Here is an 18,285-nt window from a genome sequence, read left to right as displayed (position 1 = left end):
TCACTGTCGGTGACGTCATCGCACCACCACCGAAAAGGAGATCCGCATGATCCGCACGACGAGGAAGCGCCTGCTGGTCGGCCTGGCCGCCGCCGGGGTACTCGGCGTCGGGATCGCCGCCCCGACGGTGGCGCTCGCGGACGACAAGGGCCCGGGCGCCAGCGCGAGCACCGACCAGGGCGGCGACCGCCAGCAGCGGCACGCCGACCGGCAGGCCGAGTTCGCCGACGCGCTCGCCAAGGAGCTGGGCGTGCCGGCCGACAAGGTCACCGCCGCGCTGGAGAAGCTGCGTGAGCAGCGCCAGGGCGACCGGCCGGAGCGACCCACCCCGCCGTCGGCGCAGGACCGGCAGGCCGCCTTGAAGGAGCGGCTCGACCAGGCCGTCAAGGACGGCAAGCTGACCCAGGAGCAGGCCGACGCGGTGCTCAAGGCCGCCGAGTCCGGCGTGTTCCCCGGCCCCGGCGGCATGGGCCACCGCAGCTGGCACAAGTGAAAGGCGGGGCCCCCTCTTAACGCTTTCGGCATAGGAGGGGGCCCCGCTTAACACCCGCCGGCGGTCAGCGCAGGTACGGGCCGTCCGCGCCGATCTTCCCCGGCGCGGGGTTGCCGGGCAGGTCGAACACGTAGACGCGCAGGTTGCCCTTGCCGCTGACCGAGGCGGTCAACGTGCCGTCGGTGACCGCGCGCACGTCGCCGGTGACGGCGTCGACGTACCGGCCGTTCGGCACGCCCCGGAACGTGGCCCCGCCGGAGACGGTGACCAGCGCGAAGCTGTCCACCTCGCCCTCGGTGAAGCGCCGCTTGTACGCCATCGCGCCGCTCACGCCGTCGGTCGAGTACTGCCCCTTCTGCAGCGCCGGCACGGCCCGGCGGATCAGGTTGAGCCGCTGCACGTGCTTGACCAGCGGCTGGGCCAGCGTGGTGGCCACCGCCCCGCCGGCGGAGCCGACCACCCCGAAGTCGGCGGCGGTGACGGTGCCGGCCAGGTGGTCGCCGTAGTAGGCGCGGCCGGTGGTGGCGAGCGGGCAGGTGGGCCCGCAGTCGATCCGGGCACCTTTCTGGAACTCGATCTCGGAGCCGTAGTAGAGCGTCGGGATGCCGCGGAACGTCCACATCAGGCTCATGTTCTCCGCCCACGCGTCGGTGCCACCGGTGTAGCGGGTCGAGGACTTGTTCGGCCCGTAGTCGTGGCTGTCGACGTAGACCACGTTGTAGGTGGCGTCGTTGTAGCTGTCGTCGGAGTCCTTCCCGTTGCCGAAGGCGTTGCCGGCGTCGGAGAAGTTCATGTGCATCCGCATGTCGATCACGTTCATGCCGGAGGACATCGAGTGGTCCGGCGCGTGGTACGCGTTGCCGCGCAGAAACGCGTTGTCGGTGGTGGGCTGACCGGCGGGGCCGAGCAGTTGCTCGTAGTCGTACTGCTCGATCGCGGCCCGCACGTCGTCGGGGCTGTACTCCTTGCGTTCCTTCCAGGTGAAGAACTGGGCGGAGTGGTTGACCGAGCCGCGGTTCCACTTGTCGTTGACGAACGCGGCGACCTCGCCGAAGACGTAGAAGTCCTTGCCCTTCGCGCCGAACCGGGACACGGCGTGCTGCTGGATGGCGGGCAGGAAGCGCCGGTTCCAGGTGACCCGGGGGATGTGCACGGCGGTGTCGATCCGGAAGCCGTCCACCCCCATGTCGATGAACCGGTTGTACGCGTTGATCAGGTACTCCTGCACGGCAGCGTTCTCGGTGTTGAAGTCCGCCAGGTCCTCGTGCAGCCAGCAACTGCGCGCGTCCTCGCCCTCCCAGTTGCCGATCCAGCACTGGTGGTACCTGTCGGCGGGGAAGAGTTTGCTGGTCGGGGTGGGCCACTGACAGTTGTAGAGCGAATATCCCTCGGCGCTGCGCCCGCCGGTCGGCGTACCCCAGTTCAGGCACGTGTTGCCGGTGGGCGCGGCGGACGACCACACGTCGCCGTTGTACGGCCGGCCCTTGGCCTTGGCGTTCTGCGCCGGGGTGAGCGCCGGGTCGGTGCCGGTGGCCTCGACCATCGGGTCGTACTCCCGGCCGGCCTGCGGCTGGTCGTAGTACCACTTCCACTGCTCGTCGCGGGTCCCGTAGACGGTGGGGGTGAAGAGGCCCTTGGCGCCCCAGCGGGAGCTGTGGTTGTAGACCACGTCCTGGAAGATCTTGATGCCCTTGGCGTGCGCCGCGTTGATCAGGTCCTGGTAGGACGCACCGGCGCTCTCCAGCCGCGGATCGACGCGGTAGAAGTCCCACCCGTGGTAACCGTGGTAGTCGTAGTCGGAGCGGTTCAGCACCACCGGCGTGATCCAGATGGCCGAGAACCCGAGCGCCTTGACGTAGTCGAGCTTGTCGACGAGCCCCTTGAAGTCGCCCCGGAACATCGGGTCGCCGTTGGCGGCGTTGCCGGAGCTCACATGCTGGCTGCCGCCCCGGTCGTTGGCCGGGTCACCGTCGGCGAACCGGGCGGTCATCACGAAGTAGATGCTGTCCTCGCGCGGGTCACCGCCGAGTGGAGCGCCGCCGGCCGGCGCGGCGCCGGTGGTCGCGGACGCCGGCGCGCTCGCCGCCGACCGGTTGCCGGCCGCGTCGAGCGCCCGCACGCTCCAGGTGTACGCCGTGGCGGGCCGCAGGTCGTACGCCACGTACCGGGTGGTGGTGCTGGTGACCGTGGTGCTCCCGGCACCGCCGGTGCGGGTCAGCTCGTACCCGGTCACGCCCCGGTCGTCGGTGGCGGCGGTCCAGCTCAGGGTGACCGCCAGCCCGTCGGCGACGGCGGTGAGACCGCCCGGCGTGGAGGGCGGCGTGGTGTCCGGGACGGTCGGCGCGCACGGGTCGGCGGCGGCGGCGGTGACCCGGCCGTTGTCGACGACGCTGCGCCCGACGCCCAGGGTGTAGTCGGCGCCGCCGTTGTTGTCCCAGGTGCCGGCGGTGTTGTTGAACGCCGCGGTGAGCCCGGTGGCCGCGCCGAGGTCGACGATCCGGCGGGCCCAGCCGGCGCAGCGCGTCTCCATGGCGACGCCCGGCGCGGTGGTCCAGGCGCCACCGGTGGGCCGGTAGTGCAGGTTCGCGGCGCTCCAACCGCGCGGCGTGAGGTGGTACCAGACCTCGGCGGTGTTCCCGGCGGTGCCGGACGGCGACGGCGAGGGGCTGGTGGTGGCGGACGGGGTCGGCGACGGGGTGGCGGTCGCGCACGGGTCGCCGGTGCCGATCCGGCCGGCGGCGACGGTGACCGTGCCGGCGCCGAGGCGGTAGTTGGCGCCGTTGTTGTTGTCCCAGACGCCGCTGCCGTTGGTGAAGACGACCTGGAGGCCGGTGGCGGCGCCGAGGTCGATGGTCCGGCGGCGCCAGCCGGCGCAGGCGGTGTCCATCGGCACGCCGGGCACGGCGGTCCAGGCCTGCCCGTCCACGCCGTAGTGGATGTTCACCGAGGCACCCCAGGCGGCCGGGGGCTGGTAGAAGACGGTGACGGTGTTGGCCGCCGCGGCGGCGGTGAACGGCAGCAGCGCGGCGAGCACGCCGGTGGCGAGCGCGAGCGCGCCCCACCGGCGACGGGTGGTGGTGGTCCTGCCCCTCATGGCGGCTCTCCTGACACCCTGGCCCGCTCCGGCGGACGCAAGGGGATGAAGGCGTTGCAAGAACTTGCGACGCATGGTGCCAGGAAGTTACCAGCTTCAATCCCCGGAAACCAGAGGTTCACAATCGACGATATGCGCAACCCCTTGCATCCCCCGCAACACCTTGCTCCCGGCTCCGCCACCGAGCCGGGAGCAAGGAGCGCTCAGCCGCCGGCCGGCGGGGTGAAGACGCCGAGCAGGTTGCCGGACGGGTCGCGCAGCCGCGCGTGCACCAGGCCGCTCGGCGCGGTCACCGGCTTCGCCACCACCGTGCCGCCGACCGCCTCGGCCCGCCGGCAGGTCTCCGCCACGTCCGGCACCTGCGCGTAGAAGATCGCGTAGTTGTCGGCGGCCGAGTCGGTGCCCCGGATCGCGCCGCCGATCCCCGACTCGCCACCGGCCGCGGTCTGCCGGTACGAGTTACCGGGGCCGCCCTGCTCCTCGAAGCTCCAGCCGAACAGCTCGGCGTAGAACCGCTGCGCCTCGTCGGGACGGTCGGAGCCGATCTCGAACCAGGTCACGGGCGTGCTGGACATGCTGCCTCCTCGCCGCGCCGGCCGGTCGGCCGACGTCGTCAGGATCCAGCCTCGGGGGTGCCGCCGACAGCGTCCTGTCGGTGTTTCCACCCGGATCAGACCAGGCTGAGCGGGCGCAGCCGGTGCTGCGGGATGTCGAAGTCCTCCGGACGCAGCTCCCGGGTCACCGGCTCGGCCAGCGAACGCACCGATCGGATCCGGTCGGTGCGGAAGCAGCGCACCCCGTCGCGCAGCCGGCACCAGGCGACCAGGTACCAGTGCGTCGCATTGCCCAGGTAGGCCAGCGGCTCCACGTCGCGTGCCGAATCGGCGCCGCCGCGGTCGGCGTACCGCAGGCGCAGCACCCGCCCGGCGGCGACCGCGTCGGCGACGGCGGCCGGGACGGGCGTGCCCGGCCCGTCGCCCACCAGGTGCACCCGGCCGGCGAGCCGGTGCGCCTCGGCCACCGCGGGCGGCGGCATCACCGCGACCAGCTTGCGCAGCGCGGCGCCGGCCGCCGGGGCGAACGGTGAGCCACCGAGGCGGTGCAGCGCCACCGCCATCGCCACCGCCTCGGCGGGGGGTGAGGTTGACCGGCGGCAGCGTGCGGGCCCGGTCGACGACGTAGCCGCCGGTGCGGCCCGGCTCGGCCCAGATCGGCACGCCGGCGCCCTGGAGCGCGGTGATGTCGCGCTCGACGGTGCGGGTGCTGACCTCGAAGCGCCGGGCCAGCCAGCTCGCGCTGCGCGGGCGCGGCGACACCGCCCGCAGCTCCTCGACCAGGGCGTAGAGACGATCGGTGCGGTTCACCCCACGCACCCTAGGCCGGGGGTACGACGCCTCAGGCGATGCAGGCGCAGACGATCAGCGCGGCGCCGAAGTGGGTGGCGGCGCTGACCCGGGCCGCCGGGTGCGGCTCGTCGGCGGCGATGACGTCGCCCAGCCGGCCCGGGGTGAGCAGGTCCAGCACGAAGAAGGCCAGCGCCATCACCAGCAGGCCGACCAGCCCGAAGATCACCGTGGAGGCCAGCCCCTTGGTGAACGAGCTGTAGCTGGTCAGCACCGCGGTGAAGACGATGCCGGCGATGCCGAGCTGGTTGGCGGCGAGCAGCAGCGCGGCGTTGCCGTTGCGGCGCGTCCAGATCAGCTCCCGCAGCTTGCCGGGGGTGAGCAGGTCGACGAGCAGGAAGCCGGCGGCCATCAGCGCCACCCCGACCACCCCGAACACGATGCTCTGCCACGCCCCGTTGAGCAGGTCTCCCAGCACGAACGCCCTCCCGGCTCCGCTCGCCCGGGCGCGGGTGCGCGGGCGGTGCCGCAGACGATAGCGGCACCGCGCCAGCGTGATCTAGAGCGAGAGGTAGTGCTGCCGCTCGTAGGGGGTGACCTCGCGGCGGTACTGCTCCCACTCGGCCCGCTTGTTGCGCAGGAAGAAGTCGAAGACGTGCTCGCCGAGCACGTCGGCGACCAGCTCCGAGCCGGCCATCACGTCGATCGCCTCGGAGAGGTTCTCCGGCAGCGCCTCGTAGCCCATGGCGCGGCGCTCGGCGCTGCTCAGCGACCAGACGTCGTCCTCGGCGCCCGGGGGCAGCTCGTAGCCCTCCTCGATGCCCTTCAGGCCGGCGCCGAGCATGACCGCGAACGCCAGGTAGGGGTTGGTCGCCGAGTCCAGCGACCGGACCTCGACCCGGGCCGAGTTCGGCTTGCCGTAGGCGGGCACGCGGACCAGCGCGGACCGGTTCAGGTGACCCCAGCAGACGTACGCCGGGCTCTCGGTGATCCGGTCCGGCAGCGCCTGCGGGAAGAGCCGCTTGTAGGAGTTGACCCACTGGTTGGTCACCGCGGTGTATTCCCGGGCGTGGGTGAGCAGCCCGGCGATGAACGACTTGGCGACCTTGGACAGCTTCATCGGGTCGCCGGCGTCGTGGAACGCGTTGCGCTCCCCCTCGAACAGCGACAGGTGGGTGTGCATGCCGCTGCCCGGCTGGTCGGTGAACGGCTTCGGCATGAAGCTGGCCTGCACCCCGGTGGAGAGCGCCACCTCCTTCACCACGTGCCGGAACGTCATGATGTTGTCGGCGGTGGTGAGCGCGTCGGCGTAGCGCAGGTCGATCTCCTGCTGACCGGGGGCGACCTCGTGGTGGCTGAACTCCACCGAGATGCCGATCCGCTCCAGCGCCAGCACCGCCTGGCGGCGGAAGTCGCGCGCCACCGCGTGCGTGGTGTGCTCGAAGTAGCCGCCGGTGTCCACCGGCACCGGCACCGAGCCGTCCTGCGGACCGTTCTCAAGCAGGAAGAACTCGATCTCCGGGTGGGTGTAGAAGGTGAAGCCCTTGTCGGCGGCGCGGGACAGCATCCGGCGCAGCACGTGCCGCGGGTCGGCCCAGGAGGGGCTGCCGTCGGGCAGCAGGATGTCGCAGAACATCCGGGCGCTCTCGCCGCTCACCCCTCCCTCGAACGGGAACACCTGGAACGTGGTCGGGTCGGGCATGGCCACCATGTCCGACTCGAAGACCCGGGCGAAGCCCTCGATCGCCGAGCCGTCGAAGCCGATGCCCTCCTCGAAGGCCGCCTCCAGTTCCGCCGGGGCCACCGAGACGCTCTTCAGCGTGCCGAGCACGTCGGTGAACCACAGCCGGACGAAACGGATGTCCCGCTCCTCCAGCGTACGGAGGACGAACTCCTGCTGACGGTCCACATCCACCCCTCGTGACACGTACGTCCTGCACCGGTCGGGCCGGACCGGCTGACCGCTCAGTCTCCACCGGCCTCGTTACGCCGACGTTACGCCCTTCCCCGGCGGGTCGTCCTGCCGTGTCCCGCCCCGGGGGACGCCGCCGGCGGGTGGCGGGCGTCTCCCGCGACCGGCCGGATTCGGGCGCGACGGCTGGGGGAAGATGGGGACATGCCCACCCTGCGTCTCGCCCTGTGCCAGGTCAACCCGACGGTCGGCGACCTCACCGGCAACGCCGAGCGGGTCCGCGCGTGGACCCGCAAGGCCGCCGACTCCGGCGCCCAGCTCGCCCTCTTCCCCGAGCTGATGGTGACCGGCTACCCGGTCGAGGACCTGGTCTTCCGCCGGTCGTTCGTCGCCGCGTCCCGGGCCGCGCTGCACCGGCTCGCCGCCGACCTGGCCGGCGACGGCCTCGGCGACCTGCCGGTCCTGGTGGGCTACCTGGACGCGGACGGGCCGCCGCAGGTCAGCGCCGACGCCGAACCGGGCCGGGGGGCCCGCAACGCGGCCGCGCTGCTGCACCGCGGCGAGGTGGTGGCCACCTACTTCAAGCACCACCTGCCCAACTACGGGGTGTTCGACGAGGACCGCTACTTCGTCCCGGGGGACACGCTGACCGTGGTGCGCGTCGGCGGGGTCGACGTGGCGCTGACCATCTGCGAGGACCTGTGGCAGGCCGGCGGCCCGTTCGCGGTGGCCCGGCAGGCCGGCGTGGGGCTGGTGCTCAGCATCAACGGCTCGCCGTACGAGCTGAACAAGGACGACGCCCGGCTGCCGCTGGTGCGCCGGCGCGCCGCCGAGGCGGGCGCCGCGATCGCGTACGTGAACATGGTCGGCGGCCAGGACGAGCTGGTCTACGACGGCGACTCGCTGATCGTCGCCGCCGACGGCACGTTGCTGGCCCGGGCCCCGCAGTTCGTCGAGCACCTGCTGGTGCACGACGTGGAGCTGCCGGCGGCGCCGGAGACGACCGGCGGCGCCACCGACCTGGCCGACGGGATGCGGCTGGTCCGCCACGAGGTGCCGGCGGTCCCGCCGGCGCCCACCGGCCCGGCCGCGACCGGCGGGATCATCGAGCCGGTCGCCGACGAGGCCGAGGTGTGGCAGGCGCTGGTGCTGGGCCTGCGCGACTACGCCGACAAGAACCGCTTCCCGTCGGTGGTGCTCGGGCTCTCCGGCGGCATCGACTCGGCGGTGGCGGCGGCCCTCGCGGTGGACGCGCTCGGCCCGCAGCGGGTGGTCGGCGTCTCGATGCCCAGCCAGCACTCCTCCGAGCACTCCCGCACCGACGCCGAGGACCTGGCCAAGCGCACCGGGCTGGACTACCGGATCGAGCCGATCCAGCCGATGGTCGACACGTTCCTGGCCAACATGTCGCTCTCCGGCGTGGCGGTGGAGAACCTCCAGGCCCGGGTCCGCGGCGTGATCCTGATGGCGCTGTCGAACCAGGAGGGCCACCTGGTGCTGACCACCGGCAACAAGAGCGAGCTGGCGGTGGGCTACTCGACGCTCTACGGCGACTCGGTGGGCGGCTACAACCCGGTCAAGGACGTCTGGAAGACGCTGGTGTGGCGGCTGGCGAAGTGGCGCAACGCGGACGCGGCCCGGCGCGGCGAGACGCCGCCGATCCCGGAGAACTCGATCGGCAAGCCGCCGTCGGCCGAGCTGAGCCCCGGCCAGCTCGACAGCGACACCCTCCCCGACTACGACGTGCTCGACCCGATCCTGATCGGCTACGTCGACGGCGACCTGGGCCGCGACGGCCTGGTCGAGTCCGGCCACGACCCGGCGGTCGTCGACAAGGTGCTGCGGATGGTGGATACCGCCGAGTACAAGCGGCGGCAGTCCGCACCCGGCACCAAGATCTCCATGAAGGCGTTCGGCCGGGACCGGCGGCTGCCGATCACCAACCGCTGGCGCGAGGACGGCTGAGCGAGCCTCGACCGGGAGTGAATTCCTCCACTCCGACCTGCCGGCGGCCGGCCCCCCGGTGCGACGATCGCGGGGAACCCGGGGACCGCGTGCGCGGCCTCGAGGAAGGGAGATTGTCATGGTGGAGTCCACCCCGACCGAGGTGACCGCCCTGTACGGCGGGCCGGCCACCCGGCGGATCCGCACCCGCGACCTGATCGCCGCCAAGGAGCGCGGCGAGCGGTGGGCCATGCTCACCTCGTACGACCAGTACACCGCCTCGATCTTCGACCAGGCGGGCATCCCGGTGCTGCTGGTCGGCGACTCGGCCGCGAACAACGTCTTCGGCTACGAGACCACGCTGCCGGTGACCGCCGAGGAGCTGCTGCCGCTGGTCCGCGCCGTAGTGCGGGCCACGAAGCACGCACTCGTCGTCGGCGACCTGCCGTTCGGCTCGTACGAGGAGGGGCCGGCGCAGGCGCTGCGAACCGCGGTGCGGTTCATGAAGGAGGGCGGCTGCCACGCCGTCAAGCTGGAGGGCGGCCGGCGCTGCGCCGCCCAGATCGAGGCGATCGTCGGCGCCGGCATCCCGGTGATGGCGCACATCGGCTTCACCCCGCAGAGCGAGCACACGCTCGGCGGCTACCGGGTGCAGGGCCGCGGCGACACCGCCGAGGAGGTGCTCGCCGACGCCCGGGCGGTGGCCGAGGCGGGCGCGTTCGCGGTGGTGCTGGAGATGGTGCCCGGCGAGGTGGCCAAGCGGGTCACCGGCGAGCTGGCCATCCCCACCGTCGGCATCGGCGCCGGGCCGGACACCGACGGGCAGGTGCTGGTCTGGCAGGACATGGCCGGGCTGCGCACCGGCCGGGCGCCGCGTTTCGTCAAGCGCTACGCCGACCTGGCCGGCGCGCTGACCGACGCCACCCGCCGGTTCGCCGACGAGGTGCGCGGTGGCGAGTTCCCCGCCGCCGAGCACACCTTCTGAGAGGTAAGGCGGGGGCCCCGCTTAACGCATTCGGTAGAGGCGGGGCCCCCGCTTAACACCCGACTGTTAAGCGGGGCCCCCGCCTAACCGCGGGGCGGGGCGCTCAGAGATCGGTGACCCGGATGCCGGCGTGCGCCTTGTAGCGCTTGTTGATCGCGATCAGGTTCGCGGTGAACGCCTCGATCTGGTGGGCGTTACGCAGCCGGCCGGCGTAGATGCCGCGCATTCCGGGGATCCGGGCGGCCAGCGCGGCGACGACGCCGACGAGTTCCCGGTCCTCGGTGCAGATCAGCACGTCGAGGTCGATCCGGTCGACCTCCGGGTCGGCCAGCAGTGGCGCGCTGACGTGGTTGAAGGCGGCGCAGACCCGGGAGTCGGGCAGCAGCGCGGCAGCCTGCTGCACGGCGCTGCCCTCGGCCACCGTCAACGCGTACGGGCCCTGCTTGTCGAAGCCCAGCGGGTTCACGCAGTCCACGACGATCTTGCCGGCCAGCGGCCCGGCGAGCGCGGCGACCGTGGCCTCGTGCCCGTCCCACGGCACCGCGACGATCACCACGTCGCTGCGGCGGGCGACCTCGTCGTTGCCGGCGCCGGAGACCGGGGCGTCGGCCGGTACGCCCGGCAGCGCGGCGATCTCGGCGGCGGCCTCGGCGGCCCGGTCGGCGGCGCGGGAGCCGATCAGCACGGTCTGCCCGGCCCGGGCGAACCGGTAGGCGAGACCCCGCCCCTGGTCGCCCGTGCCACCGATGATGCCGACGGTCAGCCCGGAGATGTCGGGCAGCGTGGTCGCGTCGTAAGCCATGCCGTCATCCTCGCAAAACCCGCCCTGGCACGGCGCGTCGAGGCGCTGTGACAATCCCCGCGCCCGGTCAGGCGCGCTCGAAAGCGACCTTGCGTTCGGACGGGTCGGCGACCGTCAGCCGGACCCGGACGCGCTCGCCGAGCGGCAGCTCACCGGTGCAGCGGGCCCGTACCGGCGGCTCGTCGAGCGCGACCGTGCCGCCGGGTGGCCGACCGGCCCGGCCGTTGCCGGCCGGTCGGGGCTCGTCCACGTCCAGCACCGCCGCCTCGAAGGTCTCCCCCACCCGGTGCGCCAGCAGCACCGCCTCGGCCAGCTCGATCGCGCCTCGGGTGGCCGCCCCCGCGGTCCGGTCGGTCGTCGCCATCACCTCCGGCAGCTTCGGCAACGCCTCCCGGACGTGCGCGGGCACCTCCCGCCCCTCGTGCAGGGCCAGGCAGGCCTCGGTGGCGTAGCGGTCGGCGAGCCGGCGCAGCGGCGCGGTGACGTGCGCGTACGCGGCGGCCACCCCGCCGTGCTCGGGCTGCTCGGGCACCGCGCCGTCGAAGGCGGTGTACGCGGCCCCGCGCATCAGCTCGGCGGCCTGGTCGACGAAGGCGGCGGCGCGGGGCTGCGACGCGTCCAGCCCGGCGAGCACCTGACCGACCGAGGTGCCCTCCGGCCACGGCACGCCGAGCGGGCCGGCGGCCAGCCGCAGCTTCTCGACCGCCTCCGGGCGGGGGCGGGGCATGGTGCGCAGCAGGCCGATCCGGCCGGCGAGCATGATGTCGGCGGCGGCCATGCCGGTGAGCAGCGAGATCTGGGCGTTGTGCTCCTCCATCGGGCCGGGACCACGCAGCACCAGCCGCCACCCGTCGCCGTCGGGCTCGACGTCCTGCTCGGGCAGCGGCAGGTTGATCGCGCCCCGGCTCAGCCCACGGGTGGTGAGCAGCGCGCCGATCTCGGGCAGCAGGGCGATCGGCTCGGGCAGGCGGCCGGCGTCGGCGTCGCGTTGCACCCCGCCGTAGTCGAGCTTGGCGCGGCTGCGTACCCGGGCCCGTTCCAGGGCGACCGCGACGGTGCCGCCGTCGGCGTCCAGGTCGATGGTCCAGAGCACGGCGGCCCGGTCGACGTCGGGCAACAGGCTGGCCGCGCCCTCGCTGAGCGTGTGCGGGTGCAGCGGCACGTTGCCGTCGGGCAGGTAGACCGTCTGGCCGCGCCGCCACGTCTCGGCCTCCAGCTCACCCCCCGGGGGTACGTGGGTGAGCACGTCCGCGATCGCGTACCGGACGCGGTAGCCGCCGCCGGGCCGGCGGGTGAGGTGCATCGCCTGGTCGAGGTCGCGGGAGGTCGCCGGGTCGACGGTGACGAACGGGATGTCGGTCCGGTCGGGGACGGCCGGCAGCGGCGCGGCGGCCGCGGTGTCGGCCTCGCGCTGCGCCGCGGCCGGGAAGCTCTCGGGCAGTCCCAGCTCGCGGCGCAGCGCGCCGAAGTCGATGCGGGGCGCCAGTACGCGTCGGATCACCACGCGGTCAATCCTGACAGTGCTCCGCACGTTCCGCTCACCGGCGCGGCGGTGTCAGAAAGGGGCCCCTGCTCGACCGGATGCGTCGAGCGGGGCCCCTCCTTACCGCTCAGGCGCGGCGGGCCGCCGCCTTGCGCGCGGTGGTCTTGCGGGCGGTGGTGGTCTTGCGGGCCGGTGCCTTCTTGGCCGCCGTGGTCTTCTTCGCGGCGGTGGTCTTACGCGCGGTGGTGGCCTTGCGCGCGGGCGCCTTCTTGGCCGCCGCCTTCCGGGCCGCGGGACGCGTCGAGCCGGTCGCCTTCTTCGCCGGCGCCTTCTTCGCGGCCGTGGTCTTCCTGGCGGTGGTCTTCTTCGCCGCCGAGGTGACCTTGCGGGCCCCGGTGGTCTTCTTCGCCGGTGCCTTCTTGGCCGCCGTCGTCTTCTTCGCCGCCGTGGTCTTCTTCGCCGCCGTGGTCTTCTTCGCCGCCGCGGTGGTCGCGCGGGCGGTCGTGGTCTTACGGGCGGCCGTGGTCTTCCTCGCGGCGGTGGTCTTCTTGGCCGCGGTGGTCCTCTTCGCCGCCGCCGCCGTCTTCTTCGCCGCAGTGGTCTTCTTCGCCGCCGTCGCCTTCTTGGCCGGGGCCTTCTTCGCCGCCGTCTTCTTCGCGGTGGCCTTCTTGGCGGGCGCGCTCTTGGCGGTGGTCCTGGAGGCCGGCGCCTTGCGCGCCGCCGACACGACCTTCTTGGCGGCCGCCTTCTTCGCGACCGCCTTCCTGGCCGGCGTCCGTCCGGCGCCGGCGCCCGAGGCGTTCGGCGACGCCTTGGTGACCGTCGTCGTCCTGCCCGCGGTGGTCCTCTTCGCGGTCGTCCGTTTCGCGGCCGGGCGGGTGGCCTGCTGTGCTACGGCCATCTCGGTTCCCTTTCTGGGGACGTGCTGCCGCCCTCGCGGAGCACGGATCACCTCGACGCGGTCCGTCCCGCGTCGTTCTATCGGCCCTCCCCGGCCCAACGGGCGTCCTCGGCATCCCACGCTTCGTTCCGCTCCTGCACCTTCTGCAGGGCGTTCTCCGCGTCGGCGGCCGAGGAATACGGTCCGAGAACGTGCTTCGCGGGACACACGTCGGCATCGGTCTCGACCCGGTGGTGTCGCGTGCACCAGTAGTAGTGCCCACCACTTCCGTCGTCGCTCATGCGATCACTGTGCACCGGGAATCGCCCGGCCGCCACCGGAACGCCACAAATAGTCGCCGCCCTCTCCACATTAGACCTGTTCGGGGCGGTTCCGACGGGGAATGGAGGAAGAGCCGCGAGGGGGCCGGGCGGCCGTCCAGCCGGTCGGTCGGGCCGACGACGGGTGCCTCAGGCGGACACCGGCGCGGGATCCGCAGCCGGCGCGGCGGCCCGCGCCGGACGGGCCACCGCGATGGCGTACGCCACCGCGTAGGGCGTGCAGGCCACGTAGAACATCGGCTCGACCAGCACCTGGTCGGTGATCAGGAACCGTTCCCACTCCGTCGGGCGGGGCAGCCCGAACGACCAGTCGGTCAGGCAGGTGAACAGCCACAGCGGCGCGGAGATCCGGTCCACCGAGTCCGGCGGCAGCTCGGTGGACGACGCGGTCGCCGGGATGGTGGAGACCACCGTGAGCACCACCGCCGCATCGGCGGCGACCAGCGCGCCCAGCAGCCCGACCAGCCAGGCCGCCCGCGTCCGCCCTCGGCGGGCCAGCGCCCCGGCCCCCCAGAGGGCCGGCACCAGCAACGCCAGCCAGAGCAGGAGCCCGGGCACCATCTCCGCCACACCGCTCTCCGCTCGGCCGGCGAACCAGCCGAGCACCACGGCGAGCGTCGCGGCGATCGGCAGGACCACGCCGAGCGCGGTGGGCAACGCCCCGACGCGTACGGTCCGGCGTGCGGCCCGGGTGACGACGAGCGCGAGCAGCACCCCGAGCCCGGCCGCGACCAGGGACCAGATCGGCAGTTGCGCCGCCGTGGCCCACAGCACGCCGAAGGACAGCCACCCGTAGGCCAGGTTCATCACCACGGCGGCGACCACGATGACCGCGACGCAGGCCGGCGGCGCGAGCAGCAACACCCCGGCGGTACGCCACAGCCGGCCGGGCACCGGAGCGCGGTCCGCCGCCGTGGCCGCCCGGCTGGTCGCCAGGCTGGCGGCGAAGCGGAGCATCGTCCACCGCCGCCCGGTCCGGGTCAGCTCGTGCAGCTCGGCGGCCCACTCCCGGGCCAGTTCGGCCCGCAGCTCGGCCGGCCAGCGGCGCACCGCCACGCGCAGCAGGAACGCGGCCACTCGTCCGGTCACCACGCCGCCGCCCCGGTCGCGCCGGCGCCACCCTGGTGGGGCCGTTCCGCGGGTGCGAGGGCGCGCAGTTCGGCCAGGGCCAGCCGGCCGGCGCGGATCCCCTCGCCGGTGAGGCGGTAGTAGCGACGGGCCGGCCGGCCGGCGGCGACCGGGTCGACGTCCTCCCAGTCGGCGGCGAGCCAGGCCGCGGCCTGGAGGCGGTGCAGCACCGGATAGAGCGTCCCGCTGGGCAGGCCGGTGAGTCGCATCAGGTCGAGGCCGTAGCGCGGCGCGTCGGGCTCGGCGAGCAACGCCGAGAGCACCTTCACCACCGGAATGGTCAGTCGCACCGCCTCACTATATCGTATCTCTACATAGGGTGGCGGCTAACCTTCCCCACATGACCCCGCACCGCCTCGACCGTGTCGTCGCCCGCCGCGTCGCCGTACGCGCCCAGTTGCTGGACGCGCACCGGCCGACCGACCTTCGGGCGGTGGTGGACCGGCTGACCTTCCTCCAGATCGATCCGACCGCGGCGGTCGCACCCAACGCCGACCTGGTCGCCTGGACCCGCCTCGGCGCCGGCTACCGGCCCGACGACCTGGTCCGGGCCCTGGAACGGGAGCGCAGCCTCTTCGAGCACCGGGCCATGATCCGGCCCATGGCGGACCTGGGCCTGCACCGCCCGGAGATGTCCGCCTGGCCGACGGATGCCCGGCGACGCGACTGGCTGGCCGCCAACGCCGGCTTCCACCGTTACGTGCTGGACGCGCTGCGCGATGCCGGGCCCCGGCTCAGCCGGGACATCGAGGACCGCAGCGTGGTGCCGTGGCCGTCCACCGGCTGGACGAACAACCGCAACGTCACCCAGATGCTGGAGTTCCTCGCCGCCCGCGGCGAGATCGCGGTCGCCGGGCGAGTGGGCCGCCAACGGGTCTGGGACCTCGCCGAACGGGTCTACCCGGCCACCGCGGCGGTCCCGGCGGACGAGGCACGCCGGCTGCGGGCCGAGCGGCTGCTGCGCTCGCTCGGCGTCGCCCGACCGACAGTGGTGGGCGACGCCGGCGAGCCGGCGGAGATCGAGGGTACGACCGGACGCTGGCGCGTCGATCCCGCCGCGCTCGACGGCACGCCGTTCGCCGGCCGCACCGCGTTGCTCTCCCCGTTCGACCGGCTGGTGCACGACCGCGTCCGAGCCCGGGAGCTGTTCGACTTCGACTACCGGCTGGAGATGTACGTGCCGAAGGCACGGCGGCGGTGGGGTTACTTCGCCCTGCCCGTGCTGCACCACGACCGGCTGGTCGGCAAGGTCGACGCGACCGTCGACCGCAGGGCGTCGGTGCTGCGGGTCGACGCCATCCACCCGGACGTGCCGCTCACCCCGGAGCTGACCGCCGCCGTGCACGGGGAACTGGCCGCGCTCGCGTCGTGGTCGGGCCTGCGCGACATCCGCCTCCCGGCCGGACCCGCCTAGCAGGCTGCTCCACGATCGACCATCGACCGACGAGTCCCACTTACGGGACCGACGGACGGGCGGGCGAGCCACCCAGGTGGATCACCGGCCGCCAACGTGCAGGCTGCACATTGCTGTGCAAGCCTCGACGGAGCATATTCGCGGGAGGCGCCGGCTGTCAGCCCGCACGACACCCCGAGCGGCGACCGGCCCACCCGGACGACCCCTGGGGAGAACACCGTGGGCAACCTCGACGTCGCGTTGAAGAGCGCGATGAGCATCGACGGCGCGATCGGCGCCGCGCTCGTCGACTACACCAGTGGCATGACGCTCGGTGTGGCCGGCGGCACCGGCGAGATCGACCTGACCGTCGCCGCCGCCGGCAACACCGACGTGGTCCGGGCCAAGCTGCGCACCATCGAGATGCTGAAGCTCGACGACGAGATCGAGGACATCCTCATCACGCTGGGCAGCCAGTACCACCTGATCCGGCCGCTGAGCAACCGCACCGGCAAGGGCCTGTTCCTCTACCTGATGGTGAGCAAGAGCCGGGCCAACCTGGCGATGGCCCGGCACCAACTGCGCGCGATCGAGGAGAGCCTGGAGCTGTGAGCCGGGTGGACAAGCTCCCCCGCCGTACGCCGGCCGGGGCCGGCACCCTGCCCCCGCCGCGCAAGCTGCCGCCCTCGTTGGCCGGCAACCCGGCGCTGCCCTACCCGGCCATCGGGCAGGAACTGTCCGCGTTGCGGCTGCAGATCCCCGGGGTGCACGGCTGCGTGCTCGGCGGCGTCGACGGCCTGCTCATCACACACAACCTGCAGAACGACGCCAGCCCGGACGACCTGGCGGCACTGGCGGCGACCATGTTCGGGCTGGGCCGCCAGGTCGGGTTCCGGCTGGGCCAGGGCGACTTCCAGCAGTCCACGGTCCGCAACGCGAACGGCTACCTCAGCGTCTACGCGGTGAGCCGGCAGGCGCTGCTCGCCGTGGTCGGCACGGACAGCATCAACGTGGCTCGCCTGCACCTGCACGCCCCGGACACCGCCGCCCGCCTCGCCGACCTGCTCGACGGCGTCACCCCGACCACGTCTTGACCCGGGCCGGTCGCGGTGGCCTGGAGAGGCCGCCGCGACCGGTCGTGGATCAGGAACCGACCTGGCTCAGTGGGCCGGCCAGGCTCGGATAGTTGCGGGTGCTCATCGCCTGGATGCCCGCGGTGTGGTCACCGTTGAACGGGGTGGGGTTCGCCGGGCAGCCGGCCGCCACCGCCTCCTGCGGCGAGTTGAACCAGAAGCCCAGGTGGTAGGTGTGGATCGGGGCGAACGCCGGGTTGACCGTCGCGTCGACGCCACTGTGGGTGTTCGGCGCGGGCTGGCTGCCCGGCGCGACGGCGAACGTCTCGACGTTGAAGCGTCCGACCACCGTCGCCCGGGCGAGGCCGTGCTGGTTGGACCGCATGTCGCTCTGGTACCACGACACCCCGAACGGCGCGTCGGGCACCTGCAGGACGAACAGGTCGAAGTTGGTCCGCGGCGGCAGGCCGACGGCCCGGATGGTCAGGATCTCGTTGGGCCCCTGCGGGTGGACCCGCACCACGGCGCGGGCGTTCGGCAGACAGTCGGCCGCCTCGGCGCCCTGCGAACGGACCATCGTGAACGAGAAGCTGCGGCCATCCGCGCCGGCGGGATTCCTCACCACACCCGAAGCGACGAGCGTGCTGGCCGCGACCACGGCGAGCCCCGCCCCGACAGTCCTGATCCGGAATCTCATGATGCCCTCCCTTCGCCGGGTCGATCACCTCCGACCGCCAGCGCTCGCCGGCTCGGGCCGGCGTGGCGGGGCGGATGCCCGGCCACGGACACGTTATGACCACCAATCGCCATCGGTATCCATAAAGACCGAGATCCGTCAATATGATCGGTTTTCGGGATCCGGGTCCCGCAGACCGACGCAGTCGTGCCGCCAGAACGTGTCCGAGTAGACGAACGTCCCGGTCATCCACGGCTCGTACGCCGACAGCCTGACCACCTGGAAGGCGACGTCGGGGATGCGCAGGGACGGCTTGCGGAAGCCCTGAGCGACCGCCGGGACGAAGCCGAGCCGGGAGTAGTACCGGGGATCGCCCTCGAGGAAGACCAGCGGCACCCCTCGTACGTCAAGCTCCTGGAGGCCACGCCGGACGAGCGCCGAACCGACGCCGCGGCGTTGCCAACGCGGGGCGACGCCGAGCGGGCTCAGCGACACCACGTCGACGAGCCGCCGGGGCGCGTCCAGCCGGCACCGGCTCACCATGACATGCCCGACGATCTGGTCCGGCTCCTCGGCCACCAGCGACAGGACACCGGGATCGTCGCGACGCAGGTCGTCCACCAGGCGTGCCACGACCTCGCCGTGCTCGCGCCCGAACGCCTCACGGTGCAGCGCGCCGACACGGTCCCGGTCGCGGGTCTGTTCCTCCCGAAGAATCATGGCGGGACGGTAGGAGGC

General features: G+C 73.0%; 19 protein-coding genes and 1 pseudogene. 6 read left to right on the top strand and 14 right to left on the bottom strand.

All coding sequences use genetic code 11. From position 1 onward, the window contains the following. Window positions 1–46: 46 nt before the first annotated feature. Complete coding sequence (locus GA0070213_RS06830; RefSeq protein ID WP_091059151.1) at window positions 47–493, top strand: hypothetical protein; 447 nt, start codon at window positions 47–49, stop codon at window positions 491–493. 64 nt (window positions 494–557) lie between these two features. On the opposite strand, the gene GA0070213_RS06825 is transcribed toward GA0070213_RS06830, so the two are convergent. The 6 genes and pseudogenes from GA0070213_RS06825 to glnA form a co-directional block, all read right to left on the bottom strand. Further along, the gene (locus GA0070213_RS06825) at window positions 558–3,587 is read right to left on the bottom strand and encodes a carbohydrate binding domain-containing protein (protein ID WP_091059147.1); all 3,030 of its coding nucleotides are present in this window, start codon (window positions 3,585–3,587) and stop codon (window positions 558–560) included. A gap of 203 nt (window positions 3,588–3,790) precedes the next feature. After that, window positions 3,791–4,162, bottom strand: a complete 372-nt coding sequence (locus GA0070213_RS06820; protein ID WP_091059144.1) for a VOC family protein — start codon at window positions 4,160–4,162, stop codon at window positions 3,791–3,793. Between the two features lie 95 nt (window positions 4,163–4,257). Next, complete coding sequence (locus GA0070213_RS32070) at window positions 4,258–4,704, bottom strand: helix-turn-helix transcriptional regulator (protein WP_245716287.1); 447 nt, start codon at window positions 4,702–4,704, stop codon at window positions 4,258–4,260. Between the two features lie 121 nt (window positions 4,705–4,825). Beyond that, a pseudogene (locus GA0070213_RS32065) lies at window positions 4,826–4,903 on the bottom strand (transcriptional regulator); the annotation flags it as partial. Window positions 4,904–4,982: 79 nt separating this feature from the next. Continuing rightward, window positions 4,983–5,408, bottom strand: a complete 426-nt coding sequence (locus GA0070213_RS06810) for a DUF350 domain-containing protein (protein ID WP_091059141.1) — start codon at window positions 5,406–5,408, stop codon at window positions 4,983–4,985. Between the two features lie 81 nt (window positions 5,409–5,489). Beyond that, window positions 5,490–6,839: a type I glutamate--ammonia ligase gene (glnA, locus tag GA0070213_RS06805; RefSeq protein ID WP_091059137.1), complete on the bottom strand. Its 1,350-nt coding sequence runs from the start codon at window positions 6,837–6,839 to the stop codon at window positions 5,490–5,492. A 207-nt stretch (window positions 6,840–7,046) separates the two neighbouring features. Between glnA and GA0070213_RS06800 the strand changes: the two genes are divergently transcribed. Both GA0070213_RS06800 and panB read left to right on the top strand, forming a co-directional pair. Next, on the top strand, window positions 7,047–8,807 hold the full coding sequence (locus tag GA0070213_RS06800; protein ID WP_091059134.1) for an NAD+ synthase: 1,761 nt from the start codon (window positions 7,047–7,049) through the stop codon (window positions 8,805–8,807). Window positions 8,808–8,925: 118 nt separating this feature from the next. Next, a complete protein-coding gene (gene panB / locus GA0070213_RS06795) occupies window positions 8,926–9,771 on the top strand; it encodes a 3-methyl-2-oxobutanoate hydroxymethyltransferase (RefSeq protein WP_091059130.1) in 846 nt (281 codons plus the stop codon). Window positions 9,772–9,874: 103 nt separating this feature from the next. On the opposite strand, the gene npdG is transcribed toward panB, so the two are convergent. From npdG to GA0070213_RS06765, 6 genes are all read right to left on the bottom strand, one after another. Further along, the gene (gene npdG / locus GA0070213_RS06790) at window positions 9,875–10,573 is read right to left on the bottom strand and encodes an NADPH-dependent F420 reductase (RefSeq protein WP_091059126.1); all 699 of its coding nucleotides are present in this window, start codon (window positions 10,571–10,573) and stop codon (window positions 9,875–9,877) included. A 67-nt stretch (window positions 10,574–10,640) separates the two neighbouring features. Further along, window positions 10,641–12,077 (bottom strand): RNB domain-containing ribonuclease, encoded by a 1,437-nt coding sequence (locus tag GA0070213_RS06785; RefSeq protein ID WP_091059124.1) that lies wholly within the window; start codon window positions 12,075–12,077, stop codon window positions 10,641–10,643. Between the two features lie 106 nt (window positions 12,078–12,183). Continuing rightward, window positions 12,184–12,957: a histone gene (locus GA0070213_RS06780; RefSeq protein WP_091059121.1), complete on the bottom strand. Its 774-nt coding sequence runs from the start codon at window positions 12,955–12,957 to the stop codon at window positions 12,184–12,186. Between the two features lie 77 nt (window positions 12,958–13,034). After that, the gene (locus GA0070213_RS06775; RefSeq protein WP_091060091.1) at window positions 13,035–13,238 is read right to left on the bottom strand and encodes a hypothetical protein; all 204 of its coding nucleotides are present in this window, start codon (window positions 13,236–13,238) and stop codon (window positions 13,035–13,037) included. Window positions 13,239–13,406: 168 nt separating this feature from the next. Next, window positions 13,407–14,369: a hypothetical protein gene (locus GA0070213_RS06770; protein WP_245716286.1), complete on the bottom strand. Its 963-nt coding sequence runs from the start codon at window positions 14,367–14,369 to the stop codon at window positions 13,407–13,409. Further along, a complete protein-coding gene (locus GA0070213_RS06765) occupies window positions 14,363–14,695 on the bottom strand; it encodes a PadR family transcriptional regulator (protein WP_091059118.1) in 333 nt (110 codons plus the stop codon). The genes GA0070213_RS06770 and GA0070213_RS06765 overlap by 7 nt, the downstream gene beginning before the upstream one ends. Window positions 14,696–14,745: 50 nt before the next feature. Here GA0070213_RS06765 and GA0070213_RS06760 point away from each other — a divergent pair, with 50 nt between their 5' ends. From GA0070213_RS06760 to GA0070213_RS06750, 3 genes are all read left to right on the top strand, one after another. Further along, window positions 14,746–15,819, top strand: a complete 1,074-nt coding sequence (locus GA0070213_RS06760; RefSeq protein WP_091059114.1) for a DNA glycosylase AlkZ-like family protein — start codon at window positions 14,746–14,748, stop codon at window positions 15,817–15,819. Between the two features lie 219 nt (window positions 15,820–16,038). Further along, the gene (locus GA0070213_RS06755) at window positions 16,039–16,410 is read left to right on the top strand and encodes a hypothetical protein (protein WP_091059111.1); all 372 of its coding nucleotides are present in this window, start codon (window positions 16,039–16,041) and stop codon (window positions 16,408–16,410) included. Further along, window positions 16,407–16,892, top strand: coding sequence for a roadblock/LC7 domain-containing protein (locus GA0070213_RS06750; RefSeq protein ID WP_091059108.1), 486 nt, complete (start codon window positions 16,407–16,409; stop codon window positions 16,890–16,892). The genes GA0070213_RS06755 and GA0070213_RS06750 overlap by 4 nt, the downstream gene beginning before the upstream one ends. 49 nt (window positions 16,893–16,941) lie before the next feature. On the opposite strand, the gene GA0070213_RS06745 is transcribed toward GA0070213_RS06750, so the two are convergent. Both GA0070213_RS06745 and GA0070213_RS06740 read right to left on the bottom strand, forming a co-directional pair. After that, complete coding sequence (locus GA0070213_RS06745) at window positions 16,942–17,568, bottom strand: hypothetical protein (protein WP_217628593.1); 627 nt, start codon at window positions 17,566–17,568, stop codon at window positions 16,942–16,944. Window positions 17,569–17,706: 138 nt separating this feature from the next. Then, window positions 17,707–18,267, bottom strand: coding sequence for a GNAT family N-acetyltransferase (locus GA0070213_RS06740; protein WP_091059104.1), 561 nt, complete (start codon window positions 18,265–18,267; stop codon window positions 17,707–17,709). Between the last annotated feature and the right edge of the window lie 18 nt (window positions 18,268–18,285).

The organism is Micromonospora humi, from assembly GCF_900090105.1.
Lineage (GTDB): Bacteria > Actinomycetota > Actinomycetes > Mycobacteriales > Micromonosporaceae > Micromonospora > Micromonospora humi.
The sequence above is the reverse complement of the archived record's forward strand: the minus strand, read 5'-3'. Positions and strand labels throughout refer to the sequence as shown.